The organism is Marinomonas ushuaiensis DSM 15871, assembly GCF_000521805.1.
Classification (GTDB): Bacteria; Pseudomonadota; Gammaproteobacteria; order Pseudomonadales; family Marinomonadaceae; genus Marinomonas; species Marinomonas ushuaiensis.
Genome location: NZ_JAMB01000007.1, coordinates 17,917 through 39,095, shown reverse-complemented (window position 1 = coordinate 39,095; position 21,179 = coordinate 17,917). Strand labels below are relative to the sequence as shown.

At 41.9% G+C, this 21,179-nt stretch carries 19 protein-coding genes; 9 read left to right on the top strand and 10 right to left on the bottom strand.

Features of this window, described 5'->3' with window-relative positions:
* The first annotated feature begins 35 nt into the window (after positions 1-35).
* Both MUS1_RS09010 and sbmA read left to right on the top strand, forming a co-directional pair.
* Positions 36-1,271 carry an aspartate aminotransferase family protein gene (locus MUS1_RS09010; protein ID WP_036161581.1) on the top strand — a complete coding sequence of 412 codons (1,236 nt, stop codon included), beginning with the start codon at positions 36-38 and terminating at the stop codon, positions 1,269-1,271.
* 242 nt (positions 1,272-1,513) lie between these two features.
* Positions 1,514-2,782: a peptide antibiotic transporter SbmA gene (gene sbmA, locus MUS1_RS09005; protein ID WP_036161578.1), complete on the top strand. Its 1,269-nt coding sequence runs from the start codon at positions 1,514-1,516 to the stop codon at positions 2,780-2,782.
* 100 nt (positions 2,783-2,882) lie between these two features.
* Here sbmA and MUS1_RS09000 read toward each other — a convergent pair whose 3' ends face one another.
* The 3 genes from MUS1_RS09000 to MUS1_RS08990 form a co-directional block, all read right to left on the bottom strand.
* On the bottom strand, positions 2,883-3,092 hold the full coding sequence (locus MUS1_RS09000) for a hypothetical protein (RefSeq protein ID WP_036161576.1): 210 nt from the start codon (positions 3,090-3,092) through the stop codon (positions 2,883-2,885).
* 199 nt (positions 3,093-3,291) lie between these two features.
* The gene (gene glnE / locus MUS1_RS08995; protein WP_036161573.1) at positions 3,292-6,222 is read right to left on the bottom strand and encodes a bifunctional [glutamate--ammonia ligase]-adenylyl-L-tyrosine phosphorylase/[glutamate--ammonia-ligase] adenylyltransferase; all 2,931 of its coding nucleotides are present in this window, start codon (positions 6,220-6,222) and stop codon (positions 3,292-3,294) included.
* A gap of 47 nt (positions 6,223-6,269) precedes the next feature.
* The gene (locus MUS1_RS08990) at positions 6,270-7,217 is read right to left on the bottom strand and encodes a CYTH domain-containing protein (RefSeq protein WP_036161570.1); all 948 of its coding nucleotides are present in this window, start codon (positions 7,215-7,217) and stop codon (positions 6,270-6,272) included.
* 133 nt (positions 7,218-7,350) lie between these two features.
* Between MUS1_RS08990 and argE the strand changes: the two genes are divergently transcribed.
* Together argE and argA are read left to right on the top strand one after the other, a co-directional pair.
* On the top strand, positions 7,351-8,511 hold the full coding sequence (gene argE / locus MUS1_RS08985) for an acetylornithine deacetylase (RefSeq protein ID WP_036161569.1): 1,161 nt from the start codon (positions 7,351-7,353) through the stop codon (positions 8,509-8,511).
* Between the two features lie 15 nt (positions 8,512-8,526).
* Positions 8,527-9,837, top strand: coding sequence for an amino-acid N-acetyltransferase (argA, locus tag MUS1_RS08980; protein WP_036161566.1), 1,311 nt, complete (start codon positions 8,527-8,529; stop codon positions 9,835-9,837).
* Positions 9,838-9,946: 109 nt separating this feature from the next.
* Here argA and MUS1_RS08975 read toward each other — a convergent pair whose 3' ends face one another.
* Genes MUS1_RS08975 through rpoE form a run of 5 tightly spaced genes read right to left on the bottom strand, consistent with a single transcriptional unit; the run spans position 9,947 to position 14,073 of the window.
* Positions 9,947-11,362 (bottom strand): DegQ family serine endoprotease, encoded by a 1,416-nt coding sequence (locus MUS1_RS08975; protein ID WP_036161563.1) that lies wholly within the window; start codon positions 11,360-11,362, stop codon positions 9,947-9,949.
* A gap of 60 nt (positions 11,363-11,422) precedes the next feature.
* Positions 11,423-11,890: a SoxR reducing system RseC family protein gene (locus tag MUS1_RS08970; protein WP_036161561.1), complete on the bottom strand. Its 468-nt coding sequence runs from the start codon at positions 11,888-11,890 to the stop codon at positions 11,423-11,425.
* 18 nt (positions 11,891-11,908) lie between these two features.
* Positions 11,909-12,871: a MucB/RseB C-terminal domain-containing protein gene (locus tag MUS1_RS08965; RefSeq protein WP_036161558.1), complete on the bottom strand. Its 963-nt coding sequence runs from the start codon at positions 12,869-12,871 to the stop codon at positions 11,909-11,911.
* A gap of 3 nt (positions 12,872-12,874) precedes the next feature.
* Positions 12,875-13,483 carry a sigma-E factor negative regulatory protein gene (locus MUS1_RS08960; protein ID WP_036161555.1) on the bottom strand — a complete coding sequence of 203 codons (609 nt, stop codon included), beginning with the start codon at positions 13,481-13,483 and terminating at the stop codon, positions 12,875-12,877.
* A 2-nt stretch (positions 13,484-13,485) separates the two neighbouring features.
* Positions 13,486-14,073 (bottom strand): RNA polymerase sigma factor RpoE, encoded by a 588-nt coding sequence (gene rpoE / locus MUS1_RS08955; protein WP_036161551.1) that lies wholly within the window; start codon positions 14,071-14,073, stop codon positions 13,486-13,488.
* A 232-nt stretch (positions 14,074-14,305) separates the two neighbouring features.
* On the opposite strand from rpoE, the gene nadB reads away from it, so the two are divergent.
* Entirely contained in the window at positions 14,306-15,901 is a 1,596-nt protein-coding gene (nadB, locus tag MUS1_RS08950) for an L-aspartate oxidase (protein ID WP_036161541.1), read from the top strand.
* Between the two features lie 17 nt (positions 15,902-15,918).
* Here nadB and MUS1_RS08945 read toward each other — a convergent pair whose 3' ends face one another.
* Together MUS1_RS08945 and MUS1_RS08940 are read right to left on the bottom strand one after the other, a co-directional pair.
* Positions 15,919-16,371: a hypothetical protein gene (locus tag MUS1_RS08945; RefSeq protein WP_036161539.1), complete on the bottom strand. Its 453-nt coding sequence runs from the start codon at positions 16,369-16,371 to the stop codon at positions 15,919-15,921.
* Positions 16,343-16,618 (bottom strand): FAD assembly factor SdhE, encoded by a 276-nt coding sequence (locus MUS1_RS08940; RefSeq protein WP_036161537.1) that lies wholly within the window; start codon positions 16,616-16,618, stop codon positions 16,343-16,345. Before MUS1_RS08940 ends, MUS1_RS08945 begins: the two co-directional genes overlap by 29 nt.
* A gap of 326 nt (positions 16,619-16,944) precedes the next feature.
* Between MUS1_RS08940 and MUS1_RS08935 the strand changes: the two genes are divergently transcribed.
* From MUS1_RS08935 to MUS1_RS08920, 4 genes are all read left to right on the top strand, one after another.
* Positions 16,945-18,264, top strand: a complete 1,320-nt coding sequence (locus MUS1_RS08935) for an ABC transporter substrate-binding protein (protein WP_036161533.1) — start codon at positions 16,945-16,947, stop codon at positions 18,262-18,264.
* Positions 18,265-18,363: 99 nt separating this feature from the next.
* Positions 18,364-19,224, top strand: a complete 861-nt coding sequence (locus MUS1_RS08930; RefSeq protein WP_036161529.1) for a carbohydrate ABC transporter permease — start codon at positions 18,364-18,366, stop codon at positions 19,222-19,224.
* 10 nt (positions 19,225-19,234) lie between these two features.
* Positions 19,235-20,065 carry a carbohydrate ABC transporter permease gene (locus MUS1_RS08925; RefSeq protein WP_036161528.1) on the top strand — a complete coding sequence of 277 codons (831 nt, stop codon included), beginning with the start codon at positions 19,235-19,237 and terminating at the stop codon, positions 20,063-20,065.
* A gap of 18 nt (positions 20,066-20,083) precedes the next feature.
* Positions 20,084-21,178, top strand: coding sequence for an ABC transporter ATP-binding protein (locus tag MUS1_RS08920; protein ID WP_036161525.1), 1,095 nt, complete (start codon positions 20,084-20,086; stop codon positions 21,176-21,178).
* Position 21,179 lies beyond the last annotated feature (1 nt).

Genomic DNA, 21,179 nt, shown 5'->3' with positions numbered 1-21,179 from the left:
TCGGCCACCTATTTTTTAAGAGGTCTTTTTTTAGGATGGATAGAAAAGTGACACAACAAGTAACGAGAGCAACCTTTGATGAAGTCATGGTTCCTAACTACGCACCTTCTGCAATCATTCCAGTGCGTGGCGAAGGCTCTCGCGTATGGGACAAAGAAGGCAAAGAATACATCGATTTTGCAGGCGGCATTGCTGTTACTGCATTAGGTCATTCCCATCCAACTCTGGTCAATGTGATGCGCGAGCAAGCTGGTCAACTTTGGCATTTGGCTAACATCATGACCAACGAGCCAGCATTACGCTTAGCCAAAAAATTAACTGAGAAAACATTCGCTGATCGCGTCTTTTTTGCGAACAGCGGTGCCGAAGCCAATGAAGCGGCATTCAAATTGGCTCGTCGTTACGCGTTTGATCATTTTGGTCCAGAAAAACACGAAATCATTGCATTTAATAAATCCTTCCACGGTCGAACTTTGTTTACCGTTTCTGTGGGTGGACAAGCGAAATACAAAGAAGGTTTTGAGCCAACACCAGGTGGCATTCAACACTGTGATTACAATAATATTGAACAATTAAAAGCCATCATCAGTGACAAAACCTGTGCAGTTGTTATGGAGCCAATCCAAGGTGAAGGCGGAATCATTCCGGCAGACAAAGAGTTTGCACAACAAGTTCGTGAATTGTGCGACCAGTACAACGCACTACTTGTTTATGATGAAGTTCAATCTGGTGTTGGTCGCACCGGTACTTTTTTTGCGTATGAACAGTTAGGTGTAACACCTGACGTGTTAACAACCGCTAAAGCACTTGGCAACGGTTTTCCAGTTGGTGCAATGCTAGCAACTGAAAAAGCAGCAAAAAGCTTAGCCTTTGGTACTCATGGCAGCACTTACGGCGGCAACCCAATGGCTTGTGCTATTGCTGAAGCGGTAATTGATATTATTGATACACCAGAGGTACTTGCTGGCGTAAAAGAGCGTCATGATATTTTTGTTGCAGGTCTAGAAGCCATAAATGAAAAGCACCATGTGTTTAAAGACATTCGCGGTATGGGTCTTTTGATTGGTGCTGAAGTGATTGACTCTCTTGCAGGTAAAGCAGGAACTTTTATCACTGCCGCTGCAGAGGAAGGTTTGTTTGTATTAGTAGCTGGGCCTAATGTTTTACGTTTGGCGCCATCTTTAATCATTACAAAAGAAGAAATCACTGAAGGCCTTACTCGCCTAGAAAAAGCCATTGTTAAAGCCGTAGCTGACGCAAAAGCAGCCTAACGTTCAATTTAAGACAATAAAGCAAACTATCTATCAAAAATCGGGCCCAGGCTCGATTTTTTTTGTATTCACGACTCTAAAAAACGAATTCAGCTAAAAGTATCGTCTTTTTTACAGATTTCTTAGAAGTTGCTCGATTGTGCTTATCGAATGACTGGTTTAAGCTTCTATAAAGCGCCATTATATATCCTCGTGTAAATCAATGGCTTATGCATCACTCACCGATATAGAGAAACTAAACTGTGTTTCAATCTTTCTTTCCCAACCCTAAGCTCTTTTTTATCAGCTTTGCTTTATGGGCACTTGCCTGTGTTCTTGGGTGGTATTTAGTTATCCAAGATTTTGGCCCCAACTTAAGCCTTGGCTCTTTATTTGGTGTGTATTTTCCAGAAGCATTAACCGAAGGTGCTGATGCTACTGCTCAAGCCGCTTTCCAAGGAGCACAAAGTACAGCGTTAGATATCTGGCTCTACCAATATATGTTCGCTTGCTACGCTATTTTCGTTGGCGCTTGGATTGCTTATGGCGGTCAAAAATGGGCTAAATGGTCTGTTTTAGGTTCTGCTTTAATTGTTTTTATCACCTGGTTTCAAGTACAAGTTAGCGTCATGCTTAACGAGTGGTATGGCACTTTCTATGACCTTATTCAAAAGGCGCTAGGAGAACCAAATAGCATCCCACTAACAGACTATTACGCAGAACTATCAACCGTAGCGGTTATTATCCTAGTAGCTATCACAGTGTCTGTATTAAGCAACTTCTTTATCAGCCATTATGTTTTCCGATGGCGTACTGCTATGACAAGTTATTACACATCAAAATGGAATAAAGTTCGTCACATTGAAGGGGCGTCTCAGCGTATCCAAGAGGACACTATGCGCTTTGCATCCATTGTTGAAGGTTTAGGTGTTAGCTTGCTTAGATCCTTAATGACTCTAATCGCTTTTTTACCTATTTTGTGGGGGCTTTCTGGCTATGTTAAAGAGTTGCCATTCATTGGTGAAGTACCGCAAGCTTTGGTTTTTGTCGCCATTATCTGGTCTATTTTCGGTACGGCATTACTGGCTTTAGCCGGCATTAAATTACCAGGACTAGAATTTAAAAACCAACGTGTCGAAGCCGCTTATCGAAAAGAGCTTGTGTACGGAGAAGATCACGCAGATCGAGCTAACCCAATCACACTAAATGAACTCTTTGACAATGTCCGTAAAAACTATTTCCGCCTTTATGCAAATTACCTATATTTCAATATTGTACGTTATGGCTATTTAAACGTCGGTCAGTTTGTTCCATTGATTGTATTGGCGCCTTCTATTATTGCTGGTGCTTTTACGTTAGGTGTAATGCAACGAGTGATGAACGCATTTAATCAGGTTGAAAACTCATTCCAATACTTAATTAACTCTTGGACAACAATTGTTGAGCTACTTTCCATCTACAAACGACTGAAAGCCTTTGAAGCGGCGATTGATGAAAATGAAGTTAATATGGAACTTCCAAATAATCATTAGTAAAAACGCTTTAAATATAAAAAAGCCTCACAATGAACTGGCATTGTGAGGCTTTTTTGAAATACTTTTATGCGCTCTTAAGCGTACTGTAAAATAGCTATCAAACGTTAATGTTGATATTCTGTCCAAGGTTATCTGTGGTGGCATGAGAACCACTGCTTGCTGCTGGAGTAATACTTTCTACAGCTCGCGCCAATAGCTCAAGGTCTTGCTGACCTTCTTGCTGTTGAGCAGATTTTGCCAAGCTCGCCTTGTATACTTCGCTCGCATAATCCATTCCTGGACCACTTAGACCGTTTACATCAGGCATTTTTCCTCCTATAAATTCAAAATGATAGATAAGCTCAATTAAGTAATTTACAATACTTACCGCTTAAAAATGCATCAATAAAAACAGTATAGCTTCGATTTGATTAATTTACGACCACCTTTTTACAACATAAATAAGTGGCATCATAAACATCTTCATACAATCGATATCACTAAAACAGCGACTAAGTAAAATTTTCTTAAATATTATCGCTATTAACGAAAGACGCCCAATATTGACTCATTAAGCTTTGATTATTAATAAAAGCATCATCTTGAATCACTCGACCTTGCTGCTGTAGGTTTAGTCTGTGTGCTCGTGCTCGATACAAGGTGTAAGTCTCAATCATTTTCTCGGCTTTTTCTTTATCTAATAATTCCACTAATGCAGCCGCTTCTAATTGACGCACATTATCAGAAAAACGCATTAGTTCTGGGTATTTATGAGACCAAGCCAGCACCAAATACTGCACCATAAATTCGATATCAATAATACCACCAGCGCCTTGCTTCAAATCAAAGCCTTTTTCTTTACCGCCAGTATCCAAATGAGCTCGCATTTTTTCCCGCATTTTAATGACATCAGCTTTTAGTTGATCATGATCTCGAACTGAAGAAATAATATCTTTACGGCAAGCTTCAAATTGCGCCAACAAGGTAGGTTCACCCGCTAAACCACGCGCACGAGTTAAAGCTTGATGCTCCCAAACCCAGGCTTCTTTTTGTTGATAGTCTCGGAACGCATCCAATGTCGATACCAGCAAGCCAGAATTACCAGAAGGTCGCAGACGCATATCGACTTCATACAAGCGACCTGCCGCAGTAAAGCTGGTAATCATATGAATTAGGCGCTGACCAAGGCGAGTATAAAAAGTGAGATTATCAATACTACGACCACCATCTGTGTAGCCTGTTGATTGTGCACCATGAATAAAAACCAGATCCAAATCAGAGTCGTACCCTAGTTCCCAACCACCCGATTTACCATAGCCAATAATAGCCAGCTGAGGTGTATAAGCCACTTCTCCTTGACTGACTGGAAAGCCATGTTTCTTCGTTAAATAAAACCAAGATTGCTGTAAAACTTGATCTAGTAGCACTTCGGCCAACCAAGTTAAGTGATCACTCACTTTCATAATCGGCAGTATTTCTGTGATATCACAAGCGGCGATTCGTAAAATAATAGAACGCCTAAATTGGCGCATGGCATCCATTTGCGCTTCTTCATCATCTTCTGGTAAACGCAATAAAATTTGCTTTAACTCTTCTGTTAGCATCGCTTTGTCTGGCGGGCAAAACAATGTACTCGCGTCCAATAATTCGTCTAACAAAGCAGGTGTTGTAGAAATCGCTTCAGTGAACCAGACGCTTTCTCGACACAAGCGAATAAGGTGTGTCATTGCAGTTTGGTTTTCGCACAACAGAACCAAGTACGCCGTGCGACGCAGCACCGCTTCTAATATAGGGAAAACACGTTCTAGTACTAAATCAGGGCTCTTCTCATCATTCAGTTTTGGCATGAATGCTGCTAAAAATACAGCTAACCTTTCATGCCCAATCGGTTGCATAAAGACCACAGTACGAGAACCCAATAACTGAGTAATTCGTTTAACTGCTGCCTCTTGATCTTGCCATTTGATGGATTCAATGGCGTCTATTATGGCGCTTTCATCTTCTGGGTTCTTAATTAACAAACGCCATGCTTCTTGATTTTTAACCTCTTCACTGCTTTCTTCGCCATCATCAATGAGTGAAATAAAATGACGATGAACGTTTTTACGCACTTCCCATAAACGACTATTCAACTCGTCCCAAGAAGCAAAACCAACAATTAAAGCAATACGCTGACGCGCCCTATCATCTTCAGGCAAAAGTTGAGTTTGCTCGTCATTAACTGCTTGCAGAGCATGCTCTGTTCGTCTTAATAATAAATACGCATCACGCAGTTCTTCCACTTCTGTAAAGGAAAGATAATCTTGCTGCGCAAGGTAGGGCAATACTTTGAGTAAAGCAGGTGTTTGTAGGCTTTGATCTCGACCACCGTGCAATATTTGCAGCGCTTGAGCAATAAACTCAACTTCACGAATACCACCTTCGCCAAGTTTGATGTTATGTTCTATACCTTTACGGCGAACTTCTTTGGCGATCATTTGCTTCAAATCGCGTAATGCGCCTATGGCACCAAAGTCGAGATATTTTCGGTAGACAAATGGCTTACGTAAGGCTTCAAATTCACGAATATCTACTTCACTGCCAGACATGACCCTGGCTTTGATCATGGCATACCTTTCCCAATCTCGGCCTTGATCTTGGTAATAGTTTTCTAAAGAATCCATGTTCAGAACAAGTGCGCCAGATTGACCAAAAGGACGCAAACGCATATCTACTCTGAACACAAAACCATCCGCGGTCACTTGATCCAAGTGTTGAATCAGCTTTTGCCCGAGCTTAGTAAAGTATTCTTGATGAGATAGACTTTTTTTACCGCCTTGCGTATCGCCGTGTTCACGAAACGCAAAAATTAAATCAATATCCGACGATAAGTTCAGTTCATTACCACCTAATTTACCCATGCCGATTACAATCATAGATTGAGGCACACCTTGGCTATCTAATGCCTGCCCGTATAGATTTAGGTAATGCTGTTCTGACCATCGTAGGCTGGCGTTAACACAAGCATCGGCCAAACCACTGAGACGGCTCGTCAGTTCCGCTAATGACAATCTATGCTGAATATCCAAAGCAATTAAACGTACCATCCACCATTGTCGATATAAGCGCAGACGCTTAATAAAAGCGGCTTCATCGAATACTAACGAAGCTTCTGGAGAACAGTCTTTGGCGTCATTAGAAAAAAAACCTTCACCTGCGATCAATGCTTCTTGAGATGGTTTCTCTGGTAAATTCTCTAATATAAGAAGGTCATCAAGCCAGCGAGGAAAACGCACCAATTGTTGATGTAAGTAATCACTCAAGATCCAAAGCGGCTCTAATATTTCTATTTGCTCACAGCTTAACTCAACTAAAGCATGCCGTTCCCGAGCCTCTTGAATCTGCTCTAACAATAAAGATCGTGAACTAGATTGCTCACAAAAAGAGGCGTAACTTGGATTTAAATTAGATGGCGTCAACGTTCCTTCCTTTTCTGCATTTTTTCTTATAAAAATACGACAACAACTTAGGTTTTTTGTTTATTTAGCCATTGCCCAATTTTGAGCATGACTAAGCCAGTTTGCTTCATTTCAGCCAGCTTGCTTAATATTAACGCTTCGTCTTCCATCAAACACTGATCAAAATCGTTATCTAAACCTTCTAACGCCTGCACCAACTCATTTGGTAAATAAGTTTTTAGTTGATACATAGAATGCCGAATAGGTTGTATCAAAACTTCGTCTTCCATAAAGTGCATCGCCTCCCAGTGCACTAGCCACACCTCATACCAATACGCAGCCAGCTCTGCTTCATTTGATAAATTAACAGGCTCATCCGGCAACTCGATTCGACCATATTTCAATCGAACGCCTTTCTGTGCTTTTGATACAACACTGACTTGAACAGGTACATGTTCGGCCAATTGCAAAGCAAAATCATATAAGCCGGCTTCATCACCACTTTTTAATTCCAGCTCTAATTCACAAATCGAATCTTCACCGTAAGGCGATGTGACTAATCCTTTGTCGCAAACTGCCTCTATTTTTGTGTCTTGAGACTCGACATTCCAAACCTGTCTTTCAAAATCAGTACGATACACTTCGATAAGTTCAGAACGCCATGACATATCCTGCAAGGACTCAGGCAATGGGACATCTTTTAGCAAAGACAAATCCAATTGCTCATTAGGTAAAAACCATTCCCATTCTCCACGAGCATGCATACCAATACGGTTACTACCGCGAGTCTTAACAGTTTGTATAAAAGCGCCATTCACTGCGCGAATACGTAACGCCATTCCGCCCTGCATTAAAGTCGACGTTTCTGTATCAAAATACGCATTCATTAAAGACAGCGTTGGCTGACGGGATTGATCATCTGTCTCAGACAAAGAACAAATTCCATCAAGAAAATCACTGGCAGACTTAAGATACTTAGAATGGAGCATTAATTTAAGCTCTAGCTCAATTGCCATAATATACAAACCTCTAAAACCTTTATTGTTGAATAAGCAACAAAGAAAAATATTGTTAGAGCAAGTGTATCAGATGCCTTACTTACAGTAGTAATATTAGGCATGACCTTATTCGGATTCAAGGAGCATTCTTATGCCTGCAATTCCATCTCTCATTAGTATGATGACGCAGCTGATCGCCTCACCCTCTATTAGTTGTAGTCAAGCGCATTGGGATCAGTCAAATAAAGGCGTAATCCAATTACTTGAAGGTTGGTTAAGCTCTCAAGGCTTCCAGTGTGAAGTCATGCCATTACCAGACCAACCGACTAAATTTAACTTGATTGCGACCCTTGGCAGCGGCGATGGTGGCTTAGTACTTTCTGGGCATACAGATACCGTTCCTTATGACGAAGATCGCTGGAAATCGAACCCATTCAGTTTAGAAGAAAGAGATCAGAAACTTTACGGCCTTGGCAGCTGTGATATGAAAGGCTTCTTTGCTATTGTCATCGATACTGTTCAAAAAATGCAGCTTTCTAATCTAAAGCAGCCGCTTATTATTCTTGCCACCGCAGACGAAGAAAGCTCTATGTCCGGTGCGCGCGCCCTAGCAGAACAAGGCTCATTAAAAGCAAGGTATGCCTTAATTGGTGAACCAACATCATTGACGCCAATTCATGCTCACAAAGGCATCATGATGGAACGCATTAAAGTGACGGGACAATCAGGTCATTCTTCTAACCCAGCGTTAGGCAACAATGCAATGGATGCGATGCATTCCGTCATGTCAGAACTCATGACGTTTCGCACACAACTTAAAAACCAGTATAGTGACGCCAATTTCGTCATTGATTACCCAACCATGAACTTTGGTTGTATTCATGGAGGTGACAACCCAAACCGAATTTGTGGGCGCTGTGAATTAGAGTTTGATTTAAGAGCTTTACCTGGAATGAGCAATCAAGCCTTAATGGCAGAAATTGCCCAATTATTACCCAGCATCGAAGAAAAAACAGGAACCACAATACAACTTAGTAGTTTATTTCCTGATATTCCGTCTTTTTATACTCCCATCGAATCGGATATCATAAAAGCGTGTGAAACATTAACCAAACGCAAAGCCAGTACAGTAGCATTTGCAACAGAAGGCCCTTTTCTAAATCAAATGGGAATGGAAACCTTAATATTAGGGCCGGGTTCTATCGACCAAGCCCACCAGCCAAATGAATTTATGGCGCTGAACCAAATTCAGCCTATGCAAGAGGTAATACGCGGTTTAATCGAGCGCTTTTGCCTTCAAACAAACGAATAAAAGACGAGGATCAGCGTGCCTGACGAACTCAATTATGTAGACTGGTTCCGCCATTCTTCACCCTATATCAATGCTCATAGGGGAAAAACCTTTGTTATCTTGATTCCCGGTGAGGCCATCGAATGCGCTCACTTTTCAAGCATCATTCACGACCTTGCCTTGCTTGATTCACTAGGCATTCGCTTAGTTTTAGTTCAAGGCGCACGTCCGCAGATCGGCCGTATTTTATCGAATCGACGCTTACCTAGTCGAGTAGAAGACGATTATCGCGTCACGCCACAAGATCAGTTGCTGGATATTATTCAGGCATCTGCCGCTGTTCGAGTACAGCTTGAAGCGCAACTTTCTATGGGACTTTCAAACACACCGATGGATGGTGCTCGTTTAAAAGTATGTAGTGGCAATTATGTCATCGCAAGACCATTAGGCGTTGTGGATGGCATTGATTACGGCCATACAGGCGAAGTACGTCGCATCGACTCAGAGGCCATTTTTCGTCTTCTTGAAGACGACAACATGGTTTTGCTTCCTCACCTTGGCTTTTCTCCAACCGGTGAAGTTTTTAATCTAAAAAGTGAAGAAGTGGCACTTCAAGCTGCCATTCAATTAAAAGCAGACAAACTGGTTATTTATTCAGAAGAGGAAGGAATATTTAAAAGTGATGGTGAGCTTTATTCTGAATTATTAACCAAAGATGCAGACGTTATTTTAAAAGAGAAAAAACTCTCTACCATCACACACGCTGCATTGGACGCTTGCGTTCAAGCTGTCCGCCAAGGCGTACCAAGAGCACATTTAATTTCTTATAATGAAAACGGTGGTCTATTGAGAGAACTCTTCTCTCGTGAAGGCTCTGGCACCATGATAGACGAAGACAGCTATGAGCAACTTCGCCCTGCTAATATCGACGATGTTGGCGGGATGATGGCGCTATTAACACCATTAGAAGAAAAAGGTGTCTTAGTAAGGCGATCGCGGGAATTGCTTGAAAACGAAGTCGACCGCTTTATCGTCATCGAGCGAGATGGCGCCATTGTCGCTTGTGCAGCGCTTTATCCTTTTGAACAAGAGCATTCAGGCGAGCTTGCTTGCTTAGCCGTTTCTCCAGATTACCGTGGCTCAAACCGCGGTGAACGCTTATTGAAAGGCATAGAACAAGCTGCAAAGGTATTAAACCTGTCGACCCTATTCTTGTTAACAACAAGAACGGCACACTGGTTTATTGAACGTGGTTTCAGTGAAACAACATTGAACAGCTTACCAAGCAAGAAACAAGCACTTTATAACTATCAGCGTAACTCGAAGATATTCTCTAAAGCACTTTAAACTCTCATTAAACGTCGCCCTACTTTAGGATCTGACTTTAAAAATGCAAAAAGGCGATCCAATTGGATCGCCTTTTTATCTTCTATGTTTGTCCTGTTCTGGAATGGACTTACTCCATGATCTTAAACGGAATAAACATTGGATAACCTTGTCTAATCACTCGCATCGGCACAGAACGGCCACTAGGAATGTCTTTGGCAATGGCCGTAAAATCAGCAATACCTTCAATACGCTTACCATTTAACATGGTAATCACATCGCCTTGTTGAAGACCATTACGAGCCGCCGTACCGCCAATAATTTGTTCGATCACAACACCGCTTTCAATATCAAAACGCTTCGCCATTTCAGCGGGTATTTCACCGACTATCATGCCTAAACGATTTTGGTCCTGCTGAGCTTGAGCCAATACTTTAGGGTCATTTGGTCTTGATTCTAACATCACAGAAATGGTTTGTTCTTTTCCGTCACGATAGACTTTCGACTCAACTTTTTCACCAGCTTTAAGCTGTCCAACAACATACGGTAGCTCACCTGAATGTTCGATGCCCTCACCATTAAATTCCATAATGATATCGCCTGATTTCAAACCCGCTTTTTCTGCAGGAGAATCGGGTAACACTCGACTAATTAGCGCACCACTTGGACGATCTAAACCAAAGGATTCAGCAAGCTCATTGTCTACGTCTTGAATTAAAACGCCCAACCAAGCTCTGGAGACTTTGCCGTCTTGTTTCAATTGATCCACAACTGACATGGCAACTTTAGAAGGAATCGCAAAAGATACGCCCATAAATCCACCTGAACGAGTGTAGATTTGTGAGTTAATACCGACAACTTCACCGTCTAGATTAAACAAAGGCCCACCAGAGTTACCCGGATTAATTGCTACGTCAGTTTGAATAAACGGCACATAGCTATCAGAAGGTAAATTTCGTCCTGTCGCGCTGACAATGCCAGCCGTCACAGTGTAATCAAAGCCAAATGGCGAACCGATTGCCAATACCCATTGACCCGGTTTTAATTTATCTGACTCACCCATTTTAACAATAGGTAAATCTTCAGCATCAATTTTCAACAAAGCCAAATCCGTTCTAGGGTCCGTGCCAACCAATGTTGCGATATATTCACGACGATCACTTAAACGTACATGAATCACATCTGCTTCTGCAATAACATGATTATTAGTCAACACATAACCATCATGGGAAATAATAAAACCTGATCCCAATGAGTTACGTTGCTGCCCCTGCCCTTGATCAGGTGCTGGCTGGCTAAAAGGCTGCTGACCAAAAAAGTGTTTGAAAAACTCATTAAGTTCTTCACTGTTTGGCCCTAGTTGCTGACCACCTTTATTGGATGCTTTTGTGGTAATCGTTTGTTCCGTACTGATATTCACAACAGCGGGAGAGGCTTTATCTACTAACTCTGTAAAGTCAGGAAATTCAGCCGCATGAGAAAGCATTGAAGCCATCATAAAACTACTAATAGCAAGCATGCTCATTTTTTTAAGCAGTCTGTTCATTAATTGGTCTCCTTAGATGTACCAAGTTGATTACAGTGCCAGGTGAAGTCGATTCGAGATTTAAGATGTAAATACCAGAGGTCTTTGACTATCTTGCGTGGTCTCAATTCTTAGAATTTTTGGGTAATAATCTAAATTATTCATTTCTTGTTTAGACTTATTTCGTGCCAGTAATAAACCACCAGCAAAACCAATAATAGATATAATCACTGCGATACCAGATCCGCCTCCCCACAACGATGGGAGAACAGCACCACCAACTAAACCCAATAGTGGAATCATGTACATCCAGACGGAAGCTTGCAATAAGGTATCTTCAGGAATGCCAATAACGACTTTCTGCCCAACTTCTACAGAGAAAGGATCAATCGCTCGCATTCGCATACGATTAGCAGAAGAAACTTGCGCAATCGCATGATGACCGCACCCATGACGAGCGCGACAAGAAGTACAGCTGCTTGTACGTATAGTTTCTACATCAGCAAAGCCGTCTTCAATCGATAATACTCTGCCTGTTTCTTCAATCATTTTGTTACCTTAATAGCATTAGAGCCTTGGCATCAATACAGCCATCAATTTCTCTATAGTCGTTTCAGGCACTTCACCTACCATGGTTAGCAAGTAGAATTGATCGTCTACTTTAAAACTACGCTCTCCTGCGATAGTTGCCCCCATACTCAACATAGACATAGCTTTGGCTTGTAATGTTGGCTCAACAAAGACAGACACAGTTGCCATTCCATCCGATAACAACAGCATACTGGTGCCGTGATTCAAAGAGCGGGCTTCTGGCCAAACAAGAGAGAAACCCTCTGGAAGCCAATCAAATTGCCATAAGTTTTTAATTCGTCTTGGCTGAGATTCAATAATAGGTTCCTGATAACTCCCTTTTTTGGGGACAAAATCAGCACGTTTCAAGTCAGGAGAAAAATTAACAGAGGTGAATTGTATGCGCTCAAGCAACTTACCGTCTGTTCGAATCATGTCATGTTTTAATAAAAAGTGGTTTTCTTTATCCAACCAAAATTCATGACCATAACGATAAGCGTCTTTTGGGATAAGTTTTATAACGATTGCATCGCGCCCAGCTACACGATGACTGTGAGAATTCACAACCATCTCATAACCTTTCATTAAGCGGTCGCTTTCAACCTCTTTGAAACGTTTAAACGGCGGTTTAAATGGTGTTTGCATATTCGCCACTAATTCATTTGGATAAACACAAATAATTTTGTCGCCAATACGTAACACTTCTATTTTATCGCCATCCAAATCCACCAAGCTTTCATACTCGACGCCACCCATTGAATCATGACGAACACGCATACTGTTCATATGCACAGATTCAGAATGAATAAACACGCCGTCATAACTTAAAGTAGAAAATGACTGGGTCATATTACGTAGCAATTGCAGTGCTTCTGGTGTCGAACTGCTCGCAACAACATTACCAGCAACGACAAGAATTAGCGCAATAACACAAGCACGTAATGGTAGAAACAATGCCATAAATTACTCTTTCACTGGATAACTGACGACACGAGCCATAGGAATCATGCCCTGCCCAACCGTCATTGATGCTTGCTCGGCATGCTGACGCAGATAGTTTTGCAATCGAATATTATCTAGCTGCAGCCCTTCTTTATTCAATTCCGCCAATGATGTAACCGTATTAGTCGTTACTGGTGACTTAACATTGGCTGTTAAATTAAGGTTTCCTGTATCTGGTGTTAACAACGCATTACCACCAAAAATAATCACAAAAGTAACACTCGCAGCAACAGCCATACTCGAAAACATAACTTTCCAAGCAGGACGAGATGCTTTCACATCAACCTTTGTAGTCGGCAAGACAAAAGGAATGAGCTTGTTACCAGTAGCCAAATCTTCTGCGTCAATTTGCGCACGAACGCCCAAGACCAAACTGTCTTCTAGAGCTACCGCTACTTTTGAATCTTTATGCAGTGTTTGCTGTATTAGGTGGAAACTTTCTAGCTGGCGACTTAGTTCACCGCTATCGGTACTTAACAAGCATTCCACATCTTTATCAGTCGCTTCGCCATCAAACATCGCAGACAAACTAGAACGTTTATCTAGGGGTTGATCGTTTAAAGCAGCCATGATTACTCTCCTGCACCCATTAATGGATGTATATGCTTTTCTATCGCTTCTCGAGCTCGAAAAATTCGTGACCGGACTGTCCCAACAGGGCATTCCATAATTAAAGAAATATCTTCGTAACTTAAGCCATCAAATTCACGCAAGGTTAATGCGCTGCGCAACTCTTCAGGTAACTCTTTAATCGCCTGATTAATTGCGGCTTCAAGCCGGTCACGATTTAACTGTGCTTCAGGCGTCGCAATGTCAGTCAAAGATTCATAGACACTAAAAACATCTTCGTTATCAAGCTCCACATCTGACTCTGGTGGTCGACGTGAGCGGCTGACTAAATAGTTTTTGGCCGTATTAACAGCAATACGATATAGCCAGGTATAAAAAGCGCTCTCTCCGCGAAAGCTACCTATCGCTCGATAGGCTTTGATAAAACTTTCTTGCGCAACATCTAATGCTTCGCTTCTGTCTTGAACATAACGTCCAATTAACCCAATGACTTTATATTGATATTTGAGGACCAACAGATCGAAAGCCCGCTTGTCACCCTGCTGTACTTTTTCAACTAACGCCTGATCAGAAGACGTTTCGGGTTGCATAGGCACCTCATACTAAAACCTTAATTATCTGTGCCCTTGTTTCTTACAAGAGAAGACAACAATCAACTTGGCGAGTTCCCACGCCATGCTACCAAACCATCTATTTAGAGAAATTATGCCTTATTCTAAAGAAGAATACGGTGAATATTCAAAATACGTTGCCATAAAGTATTCACTATCTATCAACAACAATAGTAACATTCATTCTTCAGTCACTAATTAGATCAATACAATGAGTCGACATTATCAACACGACATCGTCATTATTGGCGCCGGAGCAGCTGGGTTAACACTGGCTCTTGAGTTAGCAAACCACCATCGAGTGGCTATATTAACAAAAGCTGACATACGCGAAGGCTCCACTTTATATGCTCAAGGCGGCGTTGCGGCAGTGCTGTCTGATAAAGACACAATTGATTCTCATATTAACGACACAATCGATGCCGGTGTAGAACTTGGCGACCCTGAAGCCATTCGTTTTACTGTCGAGCACTCTAAAGAAAGCATTGATTGGCTTATCTCTGAAGGCGTTCCTTTTACTCGATATGGGGAAAGCGAAGAATACCACCTGACAAAAGAAGGCGGACACAGCCACAGACGTATTATTCACAGTGCTGATGCGACAGGATTAGCGATTTCAAAAACGCTTATCAAAAATGCAACAAATCACCCTAACATCGAATTTTACCCAGATCGTGTTGCCATAGACATTGTGACGACGAAAAAGCTTGGTCTTGACGGCCCGAATCGTGCGGTTGGTGTGTATGCACTTAACTTGGACGATGACGTTATAGAAGTATTTCATGGCGGCTTTGTGTCCTTAGCATGTGGCGGCAGCAGCAAAGTTTATCTTTATACAAGCAACCCTGACACAGCATCAGGTGACGGCATTGCCATGGCTTGGCGAGCGGGTTGCCGAGTTGCCAACATGGAATTTAATCAGTTCCATCCAACTTGCCTGTACGACGCAAAAGCCAAAACCTTCTTAATCTCGGAAGCCGTTCGCGGAGAAGGCGGCAAACTATTACTGCCTGATGGCTCTCAATTCATGTCGAAATTTGATCATCGCGCTGAATTAGCGCCTCGTGATATTGTCGCCAGAGCCATTGACCATGAAATGAAGCGTTTGGGCATACATTATGTACTTCTAGATATTTCTCATAAAGACGAAGATTTTATCAAAGAACACTTCCCAACGATTTATAAGCGCTGTTTAGAATATGGTCACGACATGACGAAAGGACCAATTCCTGTTGTTCCTGCCGCGCATTACACATGTGGTGGCGTTGTGGTAAACCAACACAGTGCGACCGATATTGAAAACCTTTATGCCATTGGTGAAACCGCTTACACAGGATTGCATGGTGCAAACCGCTTAGCGAGTAACTCCTTATTAGAGTGCATTGTATTTGCTCGATCAGCGGCCAAAGACATACTAGAAAAACACCAAGACACAAGCCAAATTGAAATTCCTGATTGGGATGAAAGTAAGGTAACGAACTCAGATGAAGACGTTGTTATTACACATAACTGGCAAGAACTAAGACGCTTCATGTGGGATTATGTCGGGATTGTCCGAACAGACAAACGACTTCTACGAGCAAAACACCGAGTAGACTTACTGCTTTCCGAAATTCAAGAATTCTACACCAACTACAAAGTATCGAATGATTTACTCGAATTGCGCAATCTTGCTATGGTGGCCGATTTAATTATACGCTCAGCCATGTCCAGAAAAGAAAGTCGCGGACTGCACTTCACATTAGATTATCCTGAAAAACAAGCCGATAGCACACCCACTATATTAGCGCCAGAACGAACGGAATGATGATTCGACCTCTGTAATCAGCTATAGCGTTTCTTTGCCTCTTCACTGCGGCGCAACAAAATCTGTTGCGCCGCAAAAGAGCGTAGCCTCTGATAATCATCACGACTAACACTGTCTCGATAAATCACTTTATACGCAGGCCATACCACATCTAATATTTTATTCTCTCGATGCATTTTGGCAATCAGTTGAATGCCGTTTGCCCGAACAAACTCTAACGGTATAAGGCATTCTTTTTTAAATAAAAAAACATCTGAATTTTCAATACCAATTTGCTGCTTCACTTCTTGATAAATAACACGAAAAAACAAAAATGCGACGGTGAATCCCATCATAGAGAGGATGGATACTCGCCAAATCACAGGCATCCAATAAAGCTGAAGTAAACCGGCAGACAATACAGTGACAACAAGCCACAAAAGTGCACCGATCCAAGAGCCTTTAAGCTCGACTGTTTGCTGGCTGTACACGAGTCACAATAATATCAACAATGCGGGCAAGGTCTGGATCTTGAGGCACTTCTGTTTGCATAAACCAAAGAAAAAGATCCTGATCTTCACTTTCAATGAGCTTATAAAAGCGAGCCTTATCCTCTTCGTCCAAGGTTAAAAAAACCTCATCTAGAAACGGCTCTAAAAGAAGATCCAACTCCAACATACCTCGACGACAATGCCACTTTAAACGTTTAAAACTTAATGATTCTGCTGTTTCACTCATGAAATCACCCATTAGATAGAATGTTTTTATTATATCTAATTTATTAACAAAAAAACCAAAACACTTACGATAGTTAACTGTTCTCTATCAGACAAACCCTTACTATACAAAGAGATAAGATGATTAGAATAGGGATTAAAAAGTATTATTTTGACTCTATTTTTAGCATTAACTCTAAAATGAAACAAAATAGTACAAATATTGGCTATTTATGTATTAACGGGTCAATTACAAGATGACCTATATTAATGTCCACTTGGTTATCTATTATCAAGCATTAGGTCTGATTATATAAAAACAAATAAACTCCAAACTGGGGAAAACCTATGAAAAACCTTACCAAAACAACGCTTGCTTGCGCAGTATCTCTCAGTGCCGCAATGTCAGCTGCCAGCGCTCTCGCAGAAACTCAAATCACTGTGGCTACTGTAAACAACGGCCACATGATCGAAATGCAAAAACTCACACCAGCATTCGAAAAAGCTCACCCTGACATCAAAGTGAAATGGGTAACTTTGGAAGAAAATATCTTACGTCAAAATGTCACACAAGATATTGCCAATAAAAGTGGGCTTTATGACGTCATGACTATCGGTATGTACGAAGCACCTATTTGGGGTGACCGTGGTTGGTTAACACCCGTTGATGTTAGCGGAAGCTATGACGTTGACGATATCCTTCCTTCTATTCGCCAAGGTTTATCTCATGAAGGAACGCTATATGCAGCGCCTTTCTATGGTGAAAGCTCTATGGTGATGTACCGTAAAGACTTAGTGAAAGATGCAGGCATGACAGTTAGCGACCGCGATAGCTGGGAACACATTCGCGATGTCGCTGCAGCAGTACATAATCCAGATGAAGGCGTTTACGGTATTTGTCTACGCGGTAAAGCAGGCTGGGGCGATAATATGGCGCTTGTCACAACCATTGCAAACTCATTTGGTGCTCGCTGGTTCGATGAAGATTGGAAACCTCAACTTGAATCAAAAGAATGGAAGCAAGCGGTTAATTTCTATGTTGACCTAGTGACTAAATATGGCCCTCCAGGTTCAAGCAGCAACAGTTTCAATGAAAGCTTAGCGCTATTCAATGAAGGACGTTGTGGCATGTGGATTGATGCGACGATTGCCGCTTCTTTCGTAACAGACCCTGCTCAAAGTAAAGTAGCCGACCAAGTTGGTTTCGCACAGTCTCCAATCAGCGCAACAGAGAAAGGCGCTAACTGGTTATGGTCTTGGTCTCTAGCTATTCCGGCAGCGACTAAGAAAGCAGAAGCCGCACAAACTTTCGTTCGTTGGGCTACATCTAAAGAGTACATTGAGCTAGTCGGTGAAACGAATGGCTGGGCAGCAGTGCCAACTGGTACCCGTACAAGTACTTATGAAAACGCTAAATTCCAGAAAGCCGCTGTTTTTGCTGAAGCTGAGCTGAAAGCAATTAACTCCGCTGATCCAACCGACAGCACACTGAAACCATCGCCTTATGTTGGTGTTCAGTTTGCGGCTATTCCTGAGTTCCAAGCCATTGGTACAACAGCAGGTCAAATGATTTCAGGCGCGCTGTCTGGCTCTATGTCAGTTGATCAAGCATTAAAATCTGCGAACGTTTCAGCAGATCGCCAAATGCGTCGTGCAAAATACTATTAATCTAGACCGACTAAGAAATAGGGCTATTTAGCCCTATTTCTACCTTAAATCGTCCGCTTTCAGGGCGAGATTTTCTGCTTATAATAAGAGATATATAACATGAAGCGTTCAATCACTCGCTTATTAATGGCGCCGTCTGTCATCCTGCTTTTAGCTTGGATGATCATTCCTTTGTCCATGACCATTTATTTTTCTACAATCGAATTCAGTTTGTACAATCCTGATCAGAATGGCTTTGTTGGTTGGGAGAATTTTGAATTTTTCATCACAGACCCAGCCTTCATGCCAGCGGTTGCGAATACATTAATCCTGCTACTGTCAGTGTTGTTTATCACCGTGGTATTTGGTGTCATGTTATCCGCATTAATTGACAAGCCTTTCTATGGCCAAGGCATTGTGCGTGTTTTATTAATCTCGCCTTTTTTCATCATGCCAACAGTTAACGCCTTAATATGGAAGAATATGATGATGAATCCTGTTTATGGGATTTTTGCATGGATATCAACCTCATTTGGGCTTGAGCCTATTGACTGGCTATCCAATCACCCATTGATGTCTATCATTATGATGGTCAGTTGGCAGTGGCTTCCTTTTGCCATCCTGGTATTTGTAACCGCGTTACAGTCACAAGACACAGAACAGAAAGAAGCGGCCCAAATGGATGGCGCGACAGGCCTGCATATTTTCCGCTATCTAACGATTCCTCATTTAGCACGCCCTATCGCGGTTGTGGTAATGATCGAAACAATTTTTCTATTGGCTGTTTTTGCCGAGATTCTTGTTTCTACGAATGGTGGTCCAGGTTACGACAGCACAAATTTAACTTACTTAATTTATAACCAAGCCCTTCTTCAATTTGATGTTGGTACGGCTTCCGCTGGTGGTTTACTTGCTGTAGTACTTGCGAATATCGTCGCCTTTTTCTTAATTCGTGCCGTTGGCAAAAACCTAACGGTGTGAGGTAAATACGATGACTCTTAATCAACAACGCAAATTCAAAACTTTCTTAACAGGCCTATTTGCATGGTCTGTTGCCTTGGTACTATTTTTTCCAATTTTTTGGATGTTTATTACCTCATTTAAAACAGAGTTACAGGCTATCTCTGTTCCTCCAGCATTATTTTTTGAGCCAACGTTAGAAAACTATGTAGAAGTTCAAGAACGCAGCGATTATGTCAAGCATGCTCTTAACTCTGTAATTACGTCATTTGGTTCGACAATTCTAGCTTTGATCATTGCGATTCCAGCGGCTTACTCAATGGCTTTCTTTCCTGGCAAACGCACAAAAGATATTTTGCTTTGGATGCTTTCCACCAAGATGCTTCCTGCTGTTGGTGTATTGATGCCGATTTATCTATTAAGCCGTGATTACGGACTACTAGATACACGTGCGGCCTTGGTCATTATATTCACGTTAATGAACCTTCCTATTATCGTGTGGATGCTGTTTTCTTACTTCAAGGATTTACCAAAAGAAATCTTAGAAGCCGCTCGAATGGATGGCGCAACACCGTGGGACGAAATTGTGAAAGTGGTACTGCCTTTATCCCTTGGTGCGATTTCATCTACCGCCTTGCTGTCTATCGTTCTATGTTGGAACGAAGCATTCTGGTCCCTTAACTTAACGCCATCCGATGCTGCACCGCTAACAGCGATGATTGCTTCCTATTCAAGCCCTGAAGGTTTGTTTTGGGCAAAATTATCTGCTGCATCAACATTAGCCTGTGCACCAATCGTCATATTTGGTTGGTTCTGTCAAAAACAATTAGTCCAAGGCCTTACATTCGGCGCCGTAAAATAATTATTAGGAAGCTTTCACATGTCATACTTAACGATTACAGAGCTACAGAAACACTACGACAACTATCACGCGCTTCGCGGTATTAATCTCTCTATCACTGAAGGCGAATTCCTTGTTTTCGTCGGCCCTTCTGGTTGTGGTAAATCCACGCTATTACGTACTATTGCGGGCCTTGAATCCAGCACTGGCGGCACGATTGAACTAGACGGCCGCGATATCACAGAATTGGCTTCTTCAAAACGTGATTTAGCCATGGTATTCCAGTCTTACGCGCTTTATCCACATATGACGGTTGCAGACAATTTATCGTTTGCACTTCGCCTTGCAAAAGTGCCTGACGCTGAAATCAAAGAAAAAGTACGTTCAGTTTCCGCATCATTACAGCTTGATCCATTACTAGACCGTAAGCCGAAAGAACTTTCTGGTGGCCAGCGTCAGCGTGTTGCTATTGGTCGTGCGATTGTTCGCCAACCTAAAGTTTTCTTGTTCGATGAGCCACTGTCTAACCTTGATGCGGCACTTCGTGTTCAGATGCGCTTGGAACTTGCTCGCCTACATAAAAAGCTTGGTACAACCATGATTTATGTAACTCATGACCAAATTGAAGCAATGACGTTAGCGGACCGAGTGGTTATCTTAAACGCTGGGCAAATAGAACAAGTTGGTACGCCACTTGAACTGTACCGACAACCAAACAGCCGCTTTGTTGCCGAATTCATTGGCACACCGAAAATGAATCTAATACCAGCAAACAAAGCAGCACTTCAAGACAACAATCTAGCCATTGATTTACTGGGCAATCAGATTGATTTTCCTGCTAATCGCCTTAAAGAATCATTATCAGCTTCAACTATCGTTGGCATTCGCCCTGAACACATGACTCTGGTTGAACAAGATGGTGACATTCAAGGCCGTATTGAACTGGTTGAACACTTAGGTTCTGAAGCTTACGCGCACATTCAGCTTGGCAATGATCAAACAATCATAGTCAAAGCGCCTGCTCGCAGTGAATTAAAAGACGGACAAGACGTCAGTATTAACATAGATGTGCAGGAAATTATTCTGTTTAACGAAAATGATCGTGTAATTTCTGTCATTCCTGAGGAAGCATAAA